Raw genomic sequence first — 18,441 nt, forward strand, 5'->3', positions numbered from 1 at the left:
GGAATTCCGGTTCATTTACCAACTTCCGCTGGCCCCGCCACCGCCAGAACTGCCCCCACCCCCTGAAAAACTGCTCGAGCTACTGGAACCCCCACTGGAGCTTGATCCAAAAGAGTGGCTTCCCGAGGAGGAAAAAGTCTTGCCCATATAGGTGCTATCCGACTTTACCCAAGATAGTTTGAATCCTTCATTCCCCTTTATGATGATTTTTAAAATGGCCAATAGTATTGCAACGCCAAGGAAACCAAAAAGCACATAGTAGGCCCAAGATACATCATCAACAAGACTGTCAAAATCAATATTGACGTTAAAAACCATGGAAAGAAAGAACAGGGGCATAAGCATAAAAACCAAGCCGAATCCCGTCGGAAAAAGCGATGTAAATGCCATGAACATACCAGGTATAATTCCCAACTTGCCAACGAACATCCCCCTGAAAACTTCAATCAAAGACCTATAGCTTTTATAGAAAACAAACCCTCCGGCAAAAATGAAAACAGAAAGGAAAAGGGTCATTATCAAGAGTGCCCACCATGGCCAATCTTCCTGATTTTCCATTTCTATTTCCCTCTTGAATTCCTCAAGGGTCTCCGGATATTCCAAAAACCCAATGATCTGATCGGTGGCAATGTCGATTCCCTCAAAATATTGCCCTTCCTTGAATTGGGGGACCATCGTGTTTCTAATTATTCGGGATGCCACGGCATCGGTAATGTACGGTTCCAGTCCATAGCCTACTTCAATACGGACCTCTCTATCCATCTTGGCAAAAAGGATCAATATGCCATTATCCGTCCCCTTCTGTCCCAATCTATTTTTATTGAAGGTGCCATTGGCATATTCCTCTATGGTCTCCGCACCCAACCCATCAATGGTAAGCACCACCAATTGATTGGTAGTCTCGGTCTCGAATTGTGTGAGCTTTGTCCTTAACCCATCCAGCTGCGTCGCAGTAAAAATTTGGGCTTCGTCTGTTACAATCTGGGTCAACTGTGGATAGTGTTCTTGACCGAAACCTCCCGAATGAAAAACGAAAAAGAATATGAAAAGAAAAGTCTTCCTCATAACTTGACACAAGAAAGACTAAATATAGTGTTTTGTTCAGCTATCAATCATCATGATTTGATAGATAAGGGATTTGGATCAACCTTCTTCTGGGGCCAATTCAACTTCCAGCCCATCCAAGTCATCCGTAATATGGATTTGACACCCTAGGCGACTGTTCTCCTCAACAAAAAAAGCCTCTGCCAACATAGCCTCTTCGTCATCCGATTTTTCTGGTAGTTCGTGATTGGATTTTATGTAGCATTGACAGGAGGCACACATGGCCATACCACCACAGATACCAATGGTGCCCTCGGGTGCTAGTTCGTACGAGCGCACCACTTCCATCAAGTTCATGTTCATATCTGTGGGCGCATCCACTTCGTGAAGTACACCTTCCCTATCGGTAATCTTTATTTTGATGTCACTCATAATCAATCAGGGAAACAACTCCCAATGCCCTACAAAAGGGGATTAAAATCCTTAATTAATTGCCTTGACCACTGCCTTTGGCGCTTCTTTTTTACTTCCGTCAAAACCAATGACGCCACCAACCGTGGTATATTTCATCACATATTTTTTGTTGGGGTATATTCGTTGATAGGCGCTTTGGCACATCAATGTTGCCTCGTGGAAACCACAAAGTATAAGCTTTAGCTTGCCAGGATAGGTGTTGACATCCCCAATGGCATATATTCCTGGAATGTTGGTCTGATAGTCCAAGGAATTGTCCACTTTTATGGCATTTTTTTCAATTTCAAGGCCCCAATCGGCAATGGGACCCAGCTTGGGAGACAGTCCGAACAGTGGGATAAAATTGTCTACTTCAACTTCCAGTTCCTCTTCAGTATCCGTCCGCTGCACCGTAACCTTTTCCAATTTGCCTGCACCATGAAGTGCCACAACCTCCGCTGGGGTGATCAAATTTATTTTGCCCTTATTTTTAAGCTCCTGCACCTTCTCCACCGAATCCAAAGCCCCCCTAAATTCGTTGCGGCGGTGCACCAAGGTGACCTCCTCGGCCACATCGGCCAAAAAAATGGACCAGTCCAAAGCGGAATCCCCTCCCCCGGCTATCAAAACTTTCTTATTACGATAAATTTCGGGCTCTTTGATCATATAGGCCACGCCCTTATCCTCATATCGGGATAAGTTCCCCAACAAGGGCTTTCTAGGCTCAAAGCTTCCCAGACCACCTGCTATCGCTACTACGGGCGCATTGTGTTTTGTTCCCTTGTTGGTTGTCACCACAAAGGACCCATCTTCCAGCTTTTCAATGGTCTCTGCACGCTCCCCTAGGGTAAAACCAGGTTGAAATGGTTTGATCTGTTCCATAAGATTGTCCACTAGTTCCCCAGCCAATATCTCGGGAAATCCTGGAATGTCATAAATGGGCTTTTTGGGATAAATTTCGGCACATTGGCCGCCCGGTTGGGGGAGGGCATCGATCAAATGGCATCTAAGTTGTAAAAGTCCCGCTTCAAAAACGGCAAAAAGACCCGTGGGTCCGGCCCCAATGATCAATATATCGGTTTTAATCATTTATACTTGTTTTTGGGAGCGCAACATATTATTTGCGGCGGAAAGAGACCATGATTTTTGTCATTTAACTCAGGTTGATGACTTCCTCAATTTGGGGTGCATATTTTTTGATGGTCATCTCCACCCCACTTTTTAAAGTCATTTGATTGACACTGCAACCGATGCAATTGCCTTCCAACCTCACTTTTACTGAAGTATCGTTATCTATGGAAACCAATGTTATATCTCCCCCGTCACTCTGCAAAAAGGGCCTTATCTCCTCCAGGGCTTTTTCAACGTTGTTCTTGATTTCTTCGGATGTCATGCTCATTTCTTTTTAACGGCGGCACAACCGGCCATCGTTGTTATTTTGATTGCCTCCGTAGGAGGCAGATCTTCATTTCTTCTTACCAATTCGCGGACCACATTTTTAGTCAGTTCCTCGAAGGCTTCCTCCAATGGGGTAGCCGTTTGCAAGGCGGCAGGTCTTCCCACATCTCCTGCTTCACGAATGCTCTGTACCAAGGGAACTTCGCCCAAAAACGGCACTTCTAAATCCTCCGCCAGATTTTTTGCCCCATTTTGTCCAAAGATATGGTATTTGTTGTTAGGCAACTCTTCCGGTGTGAAATAGGCCATATTCTCGACAATCCCCAAAACAGGGACACTAATGGCCTCTTGTTGAAACATAGCGACTCCCTTTCTGGCATCTGCCAGGGCAATTTCCTGGGGTGTGCTTACCACCACGGCTCCTGTAACGGGCAGTGCCTGCATTATGCTCAAATGTATGTCGCCTGTACCGGGTGGAAGATCTAGCAATAAAAAGTCCAACTCGCCCCAATGGGCATCAAAAATCATCTGGTTCAATGCCTTTGAGGCCATGGGACCCCTCCAGATGACTGCTTGGTTGGGCTGGGTAAAAAACCCTATGGAAAGTAACTTCACCCCATAGTTTTCAACCGGCTTCATCTTCGTCTTTCCATCTACGTTCACAGACAGTGGTTTTTCCAGAGCAACATCAAACATAATGGGCATGGACGGTCCATAGATGTCCGTATCCAACAACCCCACCTTAAACCCCATTTTGGCCAAAGTAACTGCCAAGTTGGCCGTTATTGTTGATTTTCCAACGCCTCCTTTTCCCGAGGCCACGGCAATGATGTTCTGGATTCCTGGGATGGGTTTCCCTTTGATTTGATTCACCTTGGGCTTTTGGGGCGCATCAACCTTTAGGTTGATTTTTATTTTTGCCTTTTGATATACTTCGGTGTGAATGATCTTCAAAATCTCCACTTCGGTCTTCTTCTTGGCCTGAAGGCTTGGATTCTTGATGGTTACGTCCACCTCAACCTCATCGCCGAATACCTGCACATTGGTCACAGCCCCGCTTTCGACCAAATTCTGGCCTTCTCCCGGTGCGGAAATTTTTTCCAGTGCCTTTAGAATATCTGTTTTTTTCAACGTCATCAATCCTGTTTTTTCCTGCAGTCGTTCGCATTTATGCTGCCTTACAAAGATACGCCATAAGGTGGATATGTAGAAGTTCGTTCATTGAAAATGAAGATGGTGGGATTGCGATGAATTATACTAACCCAATTCCTTGGCCGGGTCCCAAAAATGTTTCTGAAAATCCACAATTTGATTGTCGACCACCTTAATGCCCTCATTTTCCAAAAGTTGTTGCATCAGGTTGGTCCCATCGAAGTGATGCTTCCCGGTCAATATCCCAACCCGGTTCACCACCCTATGGGCCGGGACATCTTTGGAACCAGAATTGTTCATGGCCCAACCCACCATGCGGGCACTACGTGTCGCTCCAAGATACTTTGCAATAGCACCATAAGAGGTCACTTTCCCGTAGGGAATTTGCCTTGCGACCTCATAGACTTTGTCAAAAAAATTTTGCTCTTCCATTTTAGCGATAAAAAATCCGGATTACAGTAATGACCAAAAGTACAAGCATTAAAGCACTAAGGATGTAATTGGAATTCTTTGAAAACCTATTGGTCCTGGTTTCCAACTTGTTGAAATAAAAAGTATATAGATATAATACTGAAAATGTCCCCATTCCGGCGGCAAGTACAAAGGTGATGATGTCCTGGGCCTTAAACTGGATCCATCCGGCCTCGTTCCACATGGCATTGAGCCCGCTGTAGTAGGGAATGGTCAATAAATTCAACGCGGCCAGAAGCATTCCTTTGTAAAAACTGTTCTTCTTGCTGACCTTGACCTCCTTTGGTCTTTGATCTTTGTTCCGCTTTGCGGTAATAAAGAAATAGATGGCGAAAAATGCAAAAACCGCTATGGCAATCTTCAACAAAAGATCAATGACTTCCGGGTTACGATACAAAAATTTGGAGATTAGCACCGCAATATAGGCCTGAAGCATGATCATGGAAGACACTCCCATACTGAAGATAACTCCATTTTTCTTGCCTTTTTCCACACTGGTCTTGGCCGCGTTCATGTTGAGCAGCCCAGGGGGCACTGTGGCCATAAAAGCAGCCGAAAATGTGGCAAAGAATAGAATGAGTATATGGGTCATTGGTCAGTTGATCCTAAATTGGATATAGGTTATCGGTTTTCCTTTTTCAAGATACTGTTTTTCATAAAAGGTCTGTATTTCCAGAACTTCTGCTGGGCTACCCTCGTTTCGGTACACATTATGGTTCGCATAGCAGATTTCGTGTCCAAGGCCCTGGAGCAGTCCTAAGGTGTAACCGTGCATGAACTCGCTGTCGGTTTTCAGGTGTACAGTTCCTTCCTTCTTCAGAATGCGTTGATACCTCTCCAAAAACTGGGGATTGGTAAGCCGATGTTTGGTACGTTTGTACTTGATCTGCGGATCGGGAAAAGTAATCCAGATCTCATCCACTTCGTCTTCGCCAAAAAAACAGTCGATCAGTTCAATCTGTGTTCTAAGGAATGCCACATTCTCCAGGCCTTGTGCCAGGGCCGACTTGGCCCCACGCCAAAAACGGGCTCCTTTAATATCAACCCCAATATAGTTTTTGTCAGGATTTCTTTTGGCAAGCTCTACGGTATATTCCCCTTTTCCACAGCCCAATTCCAGAATAATTGGGTAATCGTTCTTAAAGAAAGAGGCCCAATTGCCCTTCAGCGAAAATCCTTGAAGGGCTTCATCCCTTGTGGGCTGGACCACATTTGGGAACGTTTCGTTCTCCTTGAATCGTTTTAGTTTGTTTTTGCTCCCCATGGAAAAGGATTGTGAAAAAATCAATTTTTGTCAAAGCTAAGGAAACTAAAGGCAACCTTGATGCTGATTTTCATCCCAGTAAATGATAAAAGCAAAATCCTGAATCCGAAACATAATAGGTTAATCAGACTGCGGAGCACCCCCTTACTTTTTAAGGCCAGTATTTGCTGTTTTTTCCAAAGTGAATGAAAATTCGGAACCTACCCCTTCCTCACTTTCCACGTAGATCTTTTCGCCATGGGCCTCAATAATGTGCTTTACAATTGCCAGCCCAAGCCCTGAACCTCCCTCGCTGCGGCTACCGCTTTGGTCTACCCGGTAAAAGCGTTCAAAAAGTCGGGGGATATGTTGCCTTGGAATGCCCTCGCCATTATCCGTGACCCGGACTATCACCCTATTCTTTATCAGGTTTTCCACGCTGACTTCCGTGGTTCCGTTTGGTGAGCCATATTTGATGGAATTCACGAGCAGGTTGCTGATCACCTGTTGGATTTTTTCCCTGTCGGCATTCACATAGATTGGGTTTTTGTATTCCATATCAAAGGTTAGGGAAATCTCTTTCTGGGCCGCTTTCATCTCCAACAAATCGAACACATTTTTGATCAGCTCGATTATGTCAAAATCCTTGCGTTCCAATTTAAGCCCGCCAACTTCAAGTTTTGTGATAAGGTCAAGATCTTTTACGATATAGATAAGGCGTTCCACGCCCTTGGCGGCCCTTTGCAGATATTTTTCCCTGAGTTTCCTGTCCTTCATGGCTCCATCCAGCAAGGTCAAAATGTAGCCCTGTACCGTAAATAGTGGGGTTTTTAACTCATGGGAAACATTACCAAGAAAGTCTTTTCTGTATTCTTCGCGAATCTTGAGTGTATCTATCTCTATTTTCTTGCCTTCGGCAAATTTTTCAATTTCCTCGGTAAGTGTTTTCATGTCAGTGGTCACAGGTCTGGATGAAAACGTGGAAGATTCAAGGAGTGACACGTCATCATATATTTTCTTTATCCTTCTGTAGATGAACCGCTCTACCCGAATTTGGAGCACCGTAAAGCAAACTATGAAACAAATGATCGCAAAGGGAAAGGCGTGCAGCCAATCAAGGCTTTCATTGGCCAAAAGAAAAACCAGAAATAAAGCAGTGATAATGGCAGTGATGAAAAGGGAGGACCTAAAGGCAAATTTATAGGATTTCCTAAGCTTTATGGCCATTACAGAACAAACTTATACCCCACTCCCTTGACGGTCTTAAAGTGATGGTCCCCAATTTTTTCACGAAGTTTTCTAATGTGTACGTCTATGGTCCGGCCCCCGACAACCACTTCATTGCCCCAAACCTTGTCCAGGATCACTTCACGTTTGAACACTTTGCTCGGTTTTGAGGTGAGCAGGGATAAAAGTTCAAATTCCTTTCTTGGCAGGATGATTTCCTCCCCATTGTTAACGATTTTGTACTCTTCCCTGTTGATGACGATATTGCCAACCTTGAATATGTCGTCGACTTCCTTTTTTTCTTCCTTCAAACGACGGAGCAACGCCTTTACCTTGCTCACCAAAACCTTAGGTTTTATGGGCTTGGTTATATAATCATCGGCCCCGGCATCAAAACCGGCCACTTGGGAATAGTCTTCACCACGCGCCGTTAAAAATGCAATGATCGTGCCCTCCAGTCCCGATGTGCTTCGTATGATCTCACAGGCCTCAATGCCGTCCATTTCCGGCATCATTACGTCCATGATTATCAAATGTGGTTTTTTCTTCTTGGCCTTGGCCACCCCTTCCAAACCGTTTTTGGCGGTAAAAACTTCATAGCCCTCGACAGATAGGTTATACCCTACAATCTCCAAAATGTCCGGCTCATCATCCACCAAAAGAATCCTTATATCCTTGTTCTTCATCCGAAGTTTTTTTTGCTGTTAGTCATCCAAATGTAAAGATAATACTATAACCGCATAAATGCTTAACGTTCATTTAATCTGGTAACCTTATTGTAACGGTTTTAAAATAAACACTTAACAAACAGCTAACACCCCTTTTACAACCTCCATGTTTCTTTGCCCCCGAAATCAAATTGTACCAGAAAGTAAATGAAAAATTCACTGATATTGCTCTTTTCACTGTTTACCATCCTAGCCTATGGTCAAGAAAATGGAAGCATTGTAGGTAAACTGACAGACAAAGAGCTCAACGATGAACCACTGGCATTCGCCAACGTATTGATAAAAGGAACCACCAGCGGAACCACATCCGATTTTGACGGTCTTTTTGAAATATCTGGCTTGGAGCCTGGCTCATATACGGTTGTGATTAGCTTTTTGGGTTATGAAACCTTGGAAGTCCCCAACGTGGTCATTGAACCGGGAAAAGTGACCCAAGTAAGTGCAGGACTGGGGGCAGCCAGTGTGGGTTTAGATGAAGTGGTGGTAACCACGTCTGCAAGACAAGACTCCGAAGTGGCCCTGTTGTTGGCCCAAAAACAAGCATTGGTAATCCAGGAAGCTATCAGTGCAGAGGCCCTTACCTTAAAGGGAATAGACGATGCGGCAGCGGCCGTTGCACAAATTTCCGGGATTTCCAAACAACAGGGATCCAGCAACGTATATGTAAGGGGTTTGGGAGATCGTTATCAAAACACAACGATGAACGGCCTTTCCCTGCCTTCCAATGATGTCAATAAAAAGAACATAAACCTTGACCTGTTTTCATCGAGCATAATTGAAAATGTTGCGGTGAGCAAGGCTTACAACTCCACTTTTTTCGGCGACTTTTCCGCGGGGAATGTAAACATAGACTCCAAGGAATACACTGGTGATGGATATATTGAGGTGGCTTTGGGGAGTGGCATCAATACAAACGCATCGGGAGAGGATTTTGTGAGAAGTGAAGGACCCAGTAATTTTGGATTCTATAACCGTTATGACAACGACCCTTTTGCCATAATACTTTCGCATGGGGTGGATCCGCAGGAGGCATGGAGCCCCATCAATATTTCTGCGGCCATTGAAGGGGGCTACTCCTTCAACTTCAACAATGAGAAATCCAGGTTGAGCTTTTTTGGGGCTGCAAGCTTCGAGAATGGTTATGAACTCTTGGAAGGGCCCGCCCGAGATTTTACCAACGTACTGAAATTCGACTTTCCGAGTGTAAGGGAGTTTTCCTATAAAACGGCCACTACGGTTTTGGGGAATGTCACATACAGGATCAACAACGAAAACAAGATAAAATTCAGTTCGTTGTTCGTAAACAATTCCACCGACGCCGTTGGGTTTTACGGGATTGATGGAGACGGTTTCAACCGGGATGGGATCACCTCCGATGATGGGTTTTTTATCCAGAACACCCAGTTCAACCAAGACATGATATTTGTGAACCAGCTTACCGGACAACATGTTTTCAACGAAACATGGGATCTGGACTGGGGCATTGGTTTTAACAAGGTGTTTTCCGATGAACCGGACAGAAAGCGATTCACCATCGAGAACTATCAATTGTCCTTGGATGATGATCCTGATACCAATCCTGTCTTCTTTACCAATACGGCCTTTGAAAACCAGCGGTTTTTTCAAAGCATTGAAGATGACGAGCTGAACAGTTTCATTCACCTTGGGCACCAACTTTCCGAAAAAGTCAAACTGAACTTTGGGTACAACGGTAGAAGAAAAGAACGAAGATTCAATAGTATTCGCTATGGATATAGAATCTTTGATAGGACGACTATCATTCCAGATGTGAACAATCTGAATTCCTTCTTCACCATTGAAAACAGCAGCTTGACAGGAAGTGAGGATGCACTTTATGAGATTAGAAATCTGAACCCCATCAACAACGAAATTGGTTCCGTGAACCGACCCGGTCTAGCGGACAATACCTACAAAGGCAATCTGGATATCCATGCCGCCTATGTTTCCCTCGATGTGAAACTAGGTGAAAAATTGACCGTGGTTCCCGGTCTGCGTGCCGAATCGGTAAGCCAGAACATTGTTTACGATGTTATCAACCTGCCTCCCGATGATCCAGGCTTTCGGGATGTTTACGAAAATTTGTTCCTGCCGAGCCTAAATGTCCGTTACGCCATAAATGACGATTCCAATCTAAGGCTTTCATTCAGCAATACGGTCTCATTTCCCGAATTCAAGGAAACGGCTCCCTTTGTGTACGAAGGTGTTACCCAAAGGGTGGGTGGAAACCCCGATTTGTTTGGGGGCAAGGATGGTACAGGGGTCAATTATTCTGATATCTACAATTTTGACATAAAATATGAGTGGTTCTTGGAGCGCGGTGAGATAATTTCATTAGCTGCCTTTGGAAAATTGATACAAGATCCCGTAAACCGTGTAATTGCGGCAGACGCCACTGGTACACAACGTTTTTTCAGAACAGGCGACCAAGCGGAAGCCTTTGGCGTGGAACTTGAACTGAGAAAAAATCTGGTGACCGATGCAGAGGACAACGCTACGCTTTCCGTTGGTTTGAATGCGGCTTATACCTATACCAACCAAGATCTAAAGCCAATTCCAGCTGGGCCGGACACCAATAATACCTTCGGAACCTCTTTCGACCGGGAGTCGGATCAGCTTGAAGGAGCATCTCCATTTATCATGAACGCGGACATCAATTATAGTCCTGTGTTCAAGAATTATTCCCCAAAGGCAACCCTAGCTTTTTCCTACTTCTCCGACCGCATTTTTGCGTTGGGCGCGGGTAGCTTGGGCAACATTGTGGAAAATGCTGTTCCCATATTGAACTTTGTTTGGAGAAACCCTATAGGCGAACATTTTGAGGCAAATTTCAGTGCCAAGAACCTATTGGATCCAGACATCACACTAACACGTGAGGGTACAGGAAGTGGGGATATCATAATAAGAGAGTATAACCTTGGGGTTAACGTTGGGCTAACCCTTAAATATAAATTTTAATTTTTTTTAAACTCAAACAAATGAAAAACAAGTTTTTATTTTTAGGTATAGCCGCCGCATTGTTCATTGCTTGCGAAAGCGACGATACCGCTGATATCATTATCAATGATAACAGTATTACCAATAACAATACCAATCCCTCTGTTCCAACCGAGACCGAGGTAAGATTGAGTGGTGTTTACACGGAGGACCTTACATTAGACCCGGACATGGATTACATTCTTTCCGGAGCAACAATTATGGCCAGCGGGACCACGATAACCATTCCGGCCGGCACCACCATTAGGGCACAGGCAGCAGGTACAAGCGTTTATCTGGCCATATCCCAGGGAGCACAGATCATTGCGGATGGTACGGCGGCAAACCCGATTGTATTCACTTCCGCTTCAAGCAATCCCTCCGCTGGAGACTGGGGCGGGCTTATTCTTTTGGGAAGGGCTCCGTTGAACTCGGTGACAGGAACCGGAACCTCTACTTCAGAAATAGGAAACCTACCCTATGGTGGAAATGTTGCCGATGACAACTCAGGCATTTTGCGCTATGTGCGTGTCGAGTATTCTGGTGGTGCAGCAGATGGACAATCCGAAAACAACGGATTTTCCTTCTACGGCGTGGGCAACGGAACCACTGTTCAATACATTCAGGCGTTTGAAGGTGCCGATGATGGCGTTGAATTCTTCGGTGGGACCGTGAATGCAAGCTTTATTGCTGTTGTGAATGCCCAGGATGACTCGATTGACTGGACCGAAGGCTATTCTGGGACAATTACCGATGCTTATGTACTACAGGGAGATGGGATAGGCGACGAGGCCTTTGAGTGTGACGGTTTCAATACCGATTTCACAAATGCCACTGGTACTTTTTCAAATCCTACCGTCTCCAATGTAACAATTGTAAGCGAAAGCACCGCTGACAGCACCCGAGGGTTCCTATTGCGAGCTGGTACACAGGGAACGTTTACCAATGTTGAGATCATAGGAAAAGATACTGGGATTTCTGTTGACGATGATGAGGCTGCAACGCCTACTTCACAAAATGTGACTGATGATACCCTTACGTTCACCGATGTAACTTTTACAAGCGTGAATGCCAACACTGCCATTGATGGCGGTGTTATTGAAGCCGATTTGGTAACAGGTATTGGAAACGGTACTGGTACCGATGTCGGCACTTGGGGTGCCAACTGGACCGTGGGCATCAACTAAAATAATCTTGATCAATACTAAAAAGCCTCTTTTTAAGGGGCTTTTTTTTGTATCCGTCAATTAAAAACACCTTTTCGTCAAACTGCACGCCGTCACTTCCTTATTTTTTTATCTTTGTGGCACAGCCTTTGTTATCAATAGTTTATGAAGCAACTTTACTTTATTCTCTTCTTTATGGTCTGCTCCCTTGGTCTCGCTCAAAATGACCAAGCGGGAACCGATATCGATGGGCTAAAGTTGTATCCCAATCCAGTCACACAGGGCAAAGTCTTCATAGAAACTCCAAAAAACGCCCCCAAGCAAATATTGATTTTTGACGTACTTGGCACCAAAGTCCTGCAAACGACCATTTTGGGAAGGGAACTGAATCTTTCAGATTTGGACAAAGGTGTATATATTCTAAGGGTTTTTGAAAACAACCGTGTGGCCACAAGAAAGCTCATTATCAAGTAACTTTTATGCTTTTTCGCCGGCCCTAAACATCATATTTTTCGTCTTTACCACCAGAATTGCCCGTTTCACAACATTTTATAGCCCTTCCCTACTGATTTCCATACTTTTATATTCCGCATAATCCCAAATCGGAGTATATGAAAAAACTCTACTTTATTTTTATAATGGCTTTACCTATATTTTCATTCGGTCAGGAGCTGGTTACCGTCAACACGGAACAGGTTCAGGAATTGAAAGGATTCAAAATGTATCCCAATCCGGCCTATGGAGAGGAAATCTACATTACCACCGAAACAAACGGAAACAAACAAATAAAGATATTCGATGTTTTCGGTGATGTGGTACTCACGGAAAGAATAGCCACGAACACCTTGAACATTTCCAGACTGGTTCCAGGGGTATATGTACTTCAGGTGACCGAACAGGAAAAGACCATGACCAGAAAGCTGGTAGTGAAGTAAAAGAACAACATTCCAAAGCGTTTCCAACCGAAACGCTTTTTATTTTTGGGTACTTTTATGCCCAAATGGACCTACACCGTATTCAAGACATTTTTTCAATTTCCAATGCCGCCGCGTTTGATGGGCTGGCTTTGGAAGTTTTTCAATATCAATATTTGAACAATCCTGTTTACCAAACCTTTTGCAAGCATTTGGGAAAATCCATTTCCAATGTTTCCCAGGTGGGGCAAGTGCCATTTCTGCCCATCGAATTCTTCAAAACGCACAGGGTGGCTTCAACAAACCAAGAACCAGAAGTTGTTTTCACCAGCAGTGGCACCACCGGAAGCAACACAAGCAAACACCATATTGCCAATCTTTCTCTGTACACGCAAAGTTTTAGACAAGGTTTTGAACACTTTTACGGTCCGGTTGAAGATTATTGCATCCTAGCCTTGTTGCCATCCTATTTGGAGCGCCAAGGTTCATCATTGATCTATATGGTCAACGATATGATCCTTCGGTCCAAGCACACGGATAGTGGGTTTTATTTGGATGATCTGAAAGCACTACATCTAAAACTCCGGAAACTGGAAGAGAATCATGTAAAAACCCTATTGATTGGGGTTTCCTTTGCTTTGTTGGATTTGGCGGAACAGTTCCCGATGACTTTGGCGCATACCACAATCATGGAAACCGGTGGGATGAAAGGAAGACGCAAGGAACTGATTCGTGAAGAACTGCACGCCATCCTAAAAAATGCCTTTGGTGTTCCCAAGGTACATTCCGAATATGGAATGACGGAATTGCTCTCCCAAGCCTATTCAAAAGGTGATGGTCTTTTTCATGCACCACCTTGGATGCGAATCCTTTCGCGGGACACGGAGGACCCGTTTTCGGATCAATCGTTGGGAAAAACAGGGGGGCTCAATGTGATTGACCTAGCCAATTTCCATTCCTGTAGCTTTATCGCCACCCAAGATCTGGGTAAAATTTATAAAGATGGAACTTTTGAGGTGCTGGGACGTTTTGACCATTCCGATATAAGGGGCTGTAATCTGATGGCCCTTTAGTTCCTAATGTAATAGTAGGTAATCTCATCGTCCGCGATGAGTGGCTCATCCACATAGGTCAATGTAAGGGTATTACCTTCTTCCAGATATTCATACTGCCTACCCTCAATCGTGATAACAGTGCCGTCTATCGAATAGGGATAGGACCCAGTGGGGGCCAAAAATTCATTGTCCCCATCATTCTGGATGAAAACTGTATTCGGACCAGAATCAAAGCGAATGGAATGGGTGCTGAAATCGTAATCATCCCCGAAAAAACAAAAACAAACCACATTGTCCAAAATCCACATTTCCCCTGGCGGAACAATATCCTCTTCCCTAGAGCAAATTGCGGCCAAGAAAAAAACCGATAAAATCAAAAACTGTTTCATGCTATGAGGTTTATACACAGTATAGATGGGGTACTGGCCACTGCGTTGCGTGCCTTATTCCGCCACCAAAACAAAATAATTTTTCTTGCCCCTCTGGAGCAATACAAATCTATCGTTTATCAAATCGGATACGGTAATAAGATAGTCCTCCTTTACCTTTTCCTTGTTCACCGAAATGGAATTTTGACCCAACTCTCGCCGAGCCTCACCATTGGATGCCAAAAAACCGGTCTTTGCTGCCAACGCTCCGATCATGTCCAGCCCCGCTTCCAATTCCTTTTTTGATATTTGCCCCTGCGGCACACCATCAAAAACATCCAAAAAGGTCTTTTCATCCAATTGTTTAAGGTCTTTGGATGTCGATTTCCCAAAAAGGATGGAACTCGCCCTAACCGCATTTTCCAAATCTTCCTTGGAATGCACCATAGCGGTGATTTCTTCTGCCAACCGCCTTTGAAGGGCCCTTGTATGGGGTGCTTCCTTGTGCGTATTTATCAATTCCTCAATCTCGGTACGCTCCAAAAAGGTAAAAATCTTGATGTATTTTTCCGCATCCTCGTCCGAGGTGTTCAACCAATATTGATAAAACTTATAGGGAGAAGTGCGCTCAGCATCCAACCACACATTTCCGCCTTCCGTTTTCCCAAATTTGGTACCGTCCGCCTTGGTAATCAGTGGACAGGTAAGGGCAAATCCTTTGCCATTTCCAATCCTTCGGATCAGTTCCGTACCCGTTGTTATGTTGCCCCATTGATCACTGCCTCCCATTTGAAGGGTGCAATCGTGGTGTTGGTATAGGTACAAAAAGTCATACCCCTGTACCAATTGATAAGTGAATTCGGTGAACGACATTCCCTCTTTTGCATCCGAAGTCAATCTTTTCTTAACGGAATCCTTGGCCATCATGTAGTTGACGGTGATATGTTTGCCTACATCACGGATGAAATCCAGAAAGGAAAAATCTTTCATCCAATCGTAATTGTTCACCAAAACTGCTGCATTGGATTCCTTACTATCAAAATCCAAAAAACGCCCCAATTGCTCTTTTATGGCCTCCTGGTTGTGTCTCAATGTCTTTTCATCCAGAAGATTGCGTTCCTGTGACTTTCCGGAAGGATCGCCTATCATGCCTGTTGCCCCGCCCACCAAGGCAAAGGGCTTGTGCCCTGCCAATTGAAAATGCTTTAGCATCATTACGCTCACCAAGTGGCCAATATGCAGTGAATCGGCGGTGGGATCTATTCCCACATAGGCCGCGCGCATACCCTCCATAAGATGCTCCTCGGCACCGGGCATAACATCATGTACCATTCCCCTCCATTGCAGTTCCTGAACAAAATTCTTCTTCATTGTAATCAATTAGGATAGCTGCAAATATAAAATGAACTTCCAACTTCCTTCAATAATTCCAGGACAAATGGGTACTTTTATCAAATGATTTTGGTAACCGGGGGCACGGGCTTGGTCGGGTCCCACTTATTGTATCGTCTAGTAGACCAGGGCAAAAAAGTCAAGGCTCTTTATCGCACCCAAAACTCACTGAAAAAAGTCCTTGAGATTTTTGGGTATTATTCCGAAAATCCCCAAACCTTGTTTGATCGCATTCTTTGGGTGGAGGGTGACATTGTTGACCTGGTCACTTTGGAGGGTGTTTTCGATGGGGTTGACCAGGTATATCATTCAGCCGCATTCATCTCTTTTGATCCCAAGCATTACAGGTCTCTGGTAAAGACCAATGTGGAGGGAACCGCCAATATTGTCAACCTTTGTGTTAAGCACAAGGTGAAAAAGCTTTGTTATGTCAGTTCCATTGCGGCAATCGGAAGTGCTGCCAAAGATGGGATTACCACCGAGGATAACGACTGGAGTGATCTCAATGTTTCGGTCTATGGATTGACTAAGCACCAAGCGGAACTGGAAGTATGGCGTGGTACACAGGAAGGACTCCCTGCAGTGATCGTTAACCCTGGGGTGGTGATCGGTCCGGGATTTTGGAGAACAGGCAGCGGCACTTTTTTCACTTATGCCGCCAAAGGCAAAAAAACATACATTCCCGGTGGAACGGGCTTTGTTTCGGTCAATGATGTGGTATCGGGCATGATTTCCCTTATGGAATCCACAGTGGAGAAAGAGCGCTTTATCCTTGTAAGCGAAAATTGGTCATATCAACAGCTTTTTCAAAAAATAGCTCCCAAACTGGGTGTGGAGCCTCCGTCAAAAAAGGTGCCTTTTTGGGTACTGGAAATTTTTTGGCGATGGGACTGGTTGCGGAGCAAACTGAGTGGCAAAAGAAGAAGGCTTGCCAAAGCCATGGCCAAAAGTCTTTACCATCAGCAACATTATAGTAGTGAAAAAATAAAGAACGCCATCAACTTTAAGTTTGAGGATTTGGACAGGGCCATTTCATTCTGTTGTGAAAAGTTCAAGAATCGGCGGTGATCTTATTCCAATTCGGATTCCTCATCTTTTATAGTGCCCAGACTGTCCCTCATTGCCTGATTCACCTCTTTGATGCTGTCATTTCTTTGCTTGGTCAGGTCTTCCAGTGCCTTCTGTTTTTTCTCCAGCATGCCATCTACCTGTTCATAAATGGACTGATACTCCAATGGGACCGAAGCATAGTATAGGTCACTTTGGGCAAACTGGACGCTATCTATTCCATATTGTTTGTAAAGAAACTCCATGGTTTCCATTCCATGTTGGTCCCATGTGCTCTTAAAAGAAGATTTGGCCGCTTCCAAAATGGCAAGATCATGCAGTATGAGCACCATTTTCTCCTTTGGAATAAGATTTTCTGGTTTTTCCATGACCTTTTCGGCACAGTTCCAGAGCAAGAAGGGCAAAAGAAAACAAACTATGGATTTTTTCATTCCTATCTATTGAAAGTAAGCCTTCTGGCATTTTTTTTCTCGGAAAAACTACCTTGATCGTAGGCCAAATGACCGTTGACAAAAGTACGAACAACTTTGGACCCAAAGGTAACGCCCTCAAATGGGGACCATCCACATTTATACAAAATATTGGTCCTATTCACCTCTGTTTTTGCATTCCGGTTCACTTGCACCAGATCGGCAAAATATCCTTCCCTGATATAGCCACGTCTATCCAAGTCAAAAAGTTTGGCTGGATTATGGCACATTTTTTCAACCATTTTTTCCAAACTGATCTTACCCTCCTTTTCCTTTTCCAGCATGGCCTGCAGGGCATGTTGCACCAAAGGCCCGCCCGAAGGCGCCTTGGTATAGGGATTGTTTTTTTCCTCGAGGGTGTGCGGTGCATGATCCGTGGCGATCACATCAATTCGATCATCCAAAAGTGCTTCCCAAAGTCGGTCCTTGTCTTCCTTGGTCTTTACAGCGGGATTCCACTTGATCAACGTGCCCTTTTCGGCGTAGTCCTCATCGGTAAACCAGAGGTGATGGATGCATACCTCGGCGGTTATCTTTTTTTCTTCCAAGGGAATGGAATTGATGAACAAATCGGTCTCCTTCCCTGTGGAAACATGAAAAACATGCAGTCGGGCACCTGTTTTCTTGGCCAAGGCAATGGCTTTTGAGGATGAAAGATAGCAGGCTTCGGCACTTCGAATGATGGGATGGAACTGAATGGGAATGTCATCCCCGTACTGCTCTTGATATATGGCCATATTGGCCCTAATGGTTGTCTCATCCTCACAATGGGCAGAAATCACCATTTCGGTATTGCTGAATATTTTTTCCAGGACCGCTTCGTCATCAACCAACATATTTCCCGTGGATGACCCCAAGAACAGCTTGACCCCTGAGCATGCATTCTTGTCCAGGCGTTTCAACTCTTCCAAATTGTCGTTGGTCCCACCAAACTTGAAGGAATAGTTGGCAAATGAGCTGTTGGCCGCTATGGCAAATTTTTCCTCCAATTTGGCAATTGTGGTCGTCTGTGGATTGGTGTTGGGCTGTTCCATGAATGTGGTGATCCCGCCCGCAATGGCTGCCCTGCTTTCTGTGGCTATGGTTCCCTTGTGCGTAAGTCCAGGTTCGCGAAAATGGACTTGATCGTCAATTATTCCGGGAAGAAGCAGGTCCCCTTTTAGGTCGATTACGTGGGCATTGGCATCGGAAATATCAGCATCGATTCGGGCAATATAGTCCCCATCCAAGAGCAGGTCTGTTTCAAATATGGTATTTTCATTGACCACTTTGGCATTCTTCAATATGGTTTTTGACAT

The 18,441-nt window shown here is 44.6% G+C and carries 20 protein-coding genes; 6 read left to right on the top strand and 14 right to left on the bottom strand.

The features are described from left to right. Positions 1–15 precede the first annotated feature (15 nt). From K7G75_RS01030 to K7G75_RS01075, 10 genes are all read right to left on the bottom strand, one after another. Entirely contained in the window at positions 16–1,065 is a 1,050-nt protein-coding gene (locus tag K7G75_RS01030; RefSeq protein ID WP_222981887.1) for a TPM domain-containing protein, read from the bottom strand. Between the two features lie 78 nt (positions 1,066–1,143). Then, positions 1,144–1,476 carry a 2Fe-2S iron-sulfur cluster-binding family protein gene (locus tag K7G75_RS01035; RefSeq protein ID WP_222981889.1) on the bottom strand — a complete coding sequence of 111 codons (333 nt, stop codon included), beginning with the start codon at positions 1,474–1,476 and terminating at the stop codon, positions 1,144–1,146. A gap of 51 nt (positions 1,477–1,527) precedes the next feature. Then, a complete protein-coding gene (locus K7G75_RS01040) occupies positions 1,528–2,586 on the bottom strand; it encodes an NAD(P)/FAD-dependent oxidoreductase (RefSeq protein WP_222981891.1) in 1,059 nt (352 codons plus the stop codon). Between the two features lie 64 nt (positions 2,587–2,650). Continuing rightward, entirely contained in the window at positions 2,651–2,890 is a 240-nt protein-coding gene (locus tag K7G75_RS01045; protein WP_222981892.1) for a NifU family protein, read from the bottom strand. 2 nt (positions 2,891–2,892) lie between these two features. After that, a complete protein-coding gene (locus tag K7G75_RS01050) occupies positions 2,893–4,032 on the bottom strand; it encodes an Mrp/NBP35 family ATP-binding protein (protein ID WP_222981893.1) in 1,140 nt (379 codons plus the stop codon). 120 nt (positions 4,033–4,152) lie between these two features. Then, on the bottom strand, positions 4,153–4,479 hold the full coding sequence (locus K7G75_RS01055) for an MGMT family protein (RefSeq protein WP_222981894.1): 327 nt from the start codon (positions 4,477–4,479) through the stop codon (positions 4,153–4,155). A gap of 1 nt (position 4,480) precedes the next feature. After that, positions 4,481–5,110, bottom strand: coding sequence for a LysE family transporter (locus K7G75_RS01060; RefSeq protein WP_222981899.1), 630 nt, complete (start codon positions 5,108–5,110; stop codon positions 4,481–4,483). A gap of 3 nt (positions 5,111–5,113) precedes the next feature. Further along, positions 5,114–5,782 carry a tRNA (guanosine(46)-N7)-methyltransferase TrmB gene (trmB, locus tag K7G75_RS01065; protein ID WP_222981901.1) on the bottom strand — a complete coding sequence of 223 codons (669 nt, stop codon included), beginning with the start codon at positions 5,780–5,782 and terminating at the stop codon, positions 5,114–5,116. A gap of 144 nt (positions 5,783–5,926) precedes the next feature. Beyond that, positions 5,927–6,988 (bottom strand): sensor histidine kinase, encoded by a 1,062-nt coding sequence (locus K7G75_RS01070; protein ID WP_222981903.1) that lies wholly within the window; start codon positions 6,986–6,988, stop codon positions 5,927–5,929. Continuing rightward, entirely contained in the window at positions 6,988–7,674 is a 687-nt protein-coding gene (locus K7G75_RS01075) for a response regulator transcription factor (protein ID WP_222981904.1), read from the bottom strand. The genes K7G75_RS01070 and K7G75_RS01075 overlap by 1 nt, the downstream gene beginning before the upstream one ends. Positions 7,675–7,863: 189 nt before the next feature. Between K7G75_RS01075 and K7G75_RS01080 the strand changes: the two genes are divergently transcribed. The 5 genes from K7G75_RS01080 (at position 7,864) to K7G75_RS01100 (ending at position 13,863) form a co-directional block, all read left to right on the top strand. Continuing rightward, positions 7,864–10,692, top strand: a complete 2,829-nt coding sequence (locus K7G75_RS01080; RefSeq protein ID WP_222981905.1) for a TonB-dependent receptor — start codon at positions 7,864–7,866, stop codon at positions 10,690–10,692. 20 nt (positions 10,693–10,712) lie between these two features. Further along, complete coding sequence (locus tag K7G75_RS01085; protein ID WP_222981906.1) at positions 10,713–11,897, top strand: autotransporter outer membrane beta-barrel domain-containing protein; 1,185 nt, start codon at positions 10,713–10,715, stop codon at positions 11,895–11,897. Positions 11,898–12,041: 144 nt separating this feature from the next. Beyond that, positions 12,042–12,350 (top strand): T9SS type A sorting domain-containing protein, encoded by a 309-nt coding sequence (locus K7G75_RS01090; protein ID WP_222981907.1) that lies wholly within the window; start codon positions 12,042–12,044, stop codon positions 12,348–12,350. Between the two features lie 137 nt (positions 12,351–12,487). After that, entirely contained in the window at positions 12,488–12,811 is a 324-nt protein-coding gene (locus tag K7G75_RS01095) for a T9SS type A sorting domain-containing protein (protein WP_222981908.1), read from the top strand. Positions 12,812–12,876: 65 nt separating this feature from the next. Next, a complete protein-coding gene (locus K7G75_RS01100; RefSeq protein ID WP_222981909.1) occupies positions 12,877–13,863 on the top strand; it encodes a LuxE/PaaK family acyltransferase in 987 nt (328 codons plus the stop codon). On the opposite strand, the gene K7G75_RS01105 is transcribed toward K7G75_RS01100, so the two are convergent. Then, a complete protein-coding gene (locus tag K7G75_RS01105; RefSeq protein ID WP_222981910.1) occupies positions 13,860–14,234 on the bottom strand; it encodes a hypothetical protein in 375 nt (124 codons plus the stop codon). The genes K7G75_RS01100 and K7G75_RS01105 overlap by 4 nt on opposite strands. A gap of 54 nt (positions 14,235–14,288) precedes the next feature. Then, on the bottom strand, positions 14,289–15,584 hold the full coding sequence (tyrS, locus tag K7G75_RS01110) for a tyrosine--tRNA ligase (RefSeq protein WP_222981912.1): 1,296 nt from the start codon (positions 15,582–15,584) through the stop codon (positions 14,289–14,291). 84 nt (positions 15,585–15,668) lie between these two features. Between tyrS and K7G75_RS01115 the strand changes: the two genes are divergently transcribed. Beyond that, positions 15,669–16,673, top strand: coding sequence for an NAD-dependent epimerase/dehydratase family protein (locus K7G75_RS01115; protein ID WP_222981914.1), 1,005 nt, complete (start codon positions 15,669–15,671; stop codon positions 16,671–16,673). A gap of 2 nt (positions 16,674–16,675) precedes the next feature. Here K7G75_RS01115 and K7G75_RS01120 read toward each other — a convergent pair whose 3' ends face one another. Beyond that, positions 16,676–17,104 carry a DUF4296 domain-containing protein gene (locus K7G75_RS01120; protein ID WP_222981916.1) on the bottom strand — a complete coding sequence of 143 codons (429 nt, stop codon included), beginning with the start codon at positions 17,102–17,104 and terminating at the stop codon, positions 16,676–16,678. Positions 17,105–17,106: 2 nt separating this feature from the next. Next, a complete protein-coding gene (locus K7G75_RS01125) occupies positions 17,107–18,441 on the bottom strand; it encodes a dihydroorotase (RefSeq protein WP_222981918.1) in 1,335 nt (444 codons plus the stop codon).

This window comes from Flagellimonas meishanensis (genome assembly GCF_019880545.1).
Lineage (GTDB): Bacteria > Bacteroidota > Bacteroidia > Flavobacteriales > Flavobacteriaceae > Flagellimonas > Flagellimonas meishanensis.

Coding starts and splice junctions, on each gene's coding strand:
- K7G75_RS01030 (WP_222981887.1), bottom strand. CDS start 1,065: ATGAGGAAGACTTTTCTTTTCATATTCTTTTTCGTTTTTCATTCGGGA.
- K7G75_RS01035 (WP_222981889.1), bottom strand. CDS start 1,476: ATGAGTGACATCAAAATAAAGATTACCGATAGGGAAGGTGTACTTCAC.
- K7G75_RS01040 (WP_222981891.1), bottom strand. CDS start 2,586: ATGATTAAAACCGATATATTGATCATTGGGGCCGGACCCACGGGTCTT.
- K7G75_RS01045 (WP_222981892.1), bottom strand. CDS start 2,890: ATGACATCCGAAGAAATCAAGAACAACGTTGAAAAAGCCCTGGAGGAG.
- K7G75_RS01050 (WP_222981893.1), bottom strand. CDS start 4,032: ATGACGTTGAAAAAAACAGATATTCTAAAGGCACTGGAAAAAATTTCC.
- K7G75_RS01055 (WP_222981894.1), bottom strand. CDS start 4,479: ATGGAAGAGCAAAATTTTTTTGACAAAGTCTATGAGGTCGCAAGGCAA.
- K7G75_RS01060 (WP_222981899.1), bottom strand. CDS start 5,110: ATGACCCATATACTCATTCTATTCTTTGCCACATTTTCGGCTGCTTTT.
- trmB (WP_222981901.1), bottom strand. CDS start 5,782: ATGGGGAGCAAAAACAAACTAAAACGATTCAAGGAGAACGAAACGTTC.
- K7G75_RS01070 (WP_222981903.1), bottom strand. CDS start 6,988: ATGGCCATAAAGCTTAGGAAATCCTATAAATTTGCCTTTAGGTCCTCC.
- K7G75_RS01075 (WP_222981904.1), bottom strand. CDS start 7,674: ATGAAGAACAAGGATATAAGGATTCTTTTGGTGGATGATGAGCCGGAC.
- K7G75_RS01080 (WP_222981905.1), top strand. CDS start 7,864: ATGAAAAATTCACTGATATTGCTCTTTTCACTGTTTACCATCCTAGCC.
- K7G75_RS01085 (WP_222981906.1), top strand. CDS start 10,713: ATGAAAAACAAGTTTTTATTTTTAGGTATAGCCGCCGCATTGTTCATT.
- K7G75_RS01090 (WP_222981907.1), top strand. CDS start 12,042: ATGAAGCAACTTTACTTTATTCTCTTCTTTATGGTCTGCTCCCTTGGT.
- K7G75_RS01095 (WP_222981908.1), top strand. CDS start 12,488: ATGAAAAAACTCTACTTTATTTTTATAATGGCTTTACCTATATTTTCA.
- K7G75_RS01100 (WP_222981909.1), top strand. CDS start 12,877: ATGGACCTACACCGTATTCAAGACATTTTTTCAATTTCCAATGCCGCC.
- K7G75_RS01105 (WP_222981910.1), bottom strand. CDS start 14,234: ATGAAACAGTTTTTGATTTTATCGGTTTTTTTCTTGGCCGCAATTTGC.
- tyrS (WP_222981912.1), bottom strand. CDS start 15,584: ATGAAGAAGAATTTTGTTCAGGAACTGCAATGGAGGGGAATGGTACAT.
- K7G75_RS01115 (WP_222981914.1), top strand. CDS start 15,669: ATGATTTTGGTAACCGGGGGCACGGGCTTGGTCGGGTCCCACTTATTG.
- K7G75_RS01120 (WP_222981916.1), bottom strand. CDS start 17,104: ATGAAAAAATCCATAGTTTGTTTTCTTTTGCCCTTCTTGCTCTGGAAC.
- K7G75_RS01125 (WP_222981918.1), bottom strand. CDS start 18,441: ATGTCAAAAACCATATTGAAGAATGCCAAAGTGGTCAATGAAAATACC.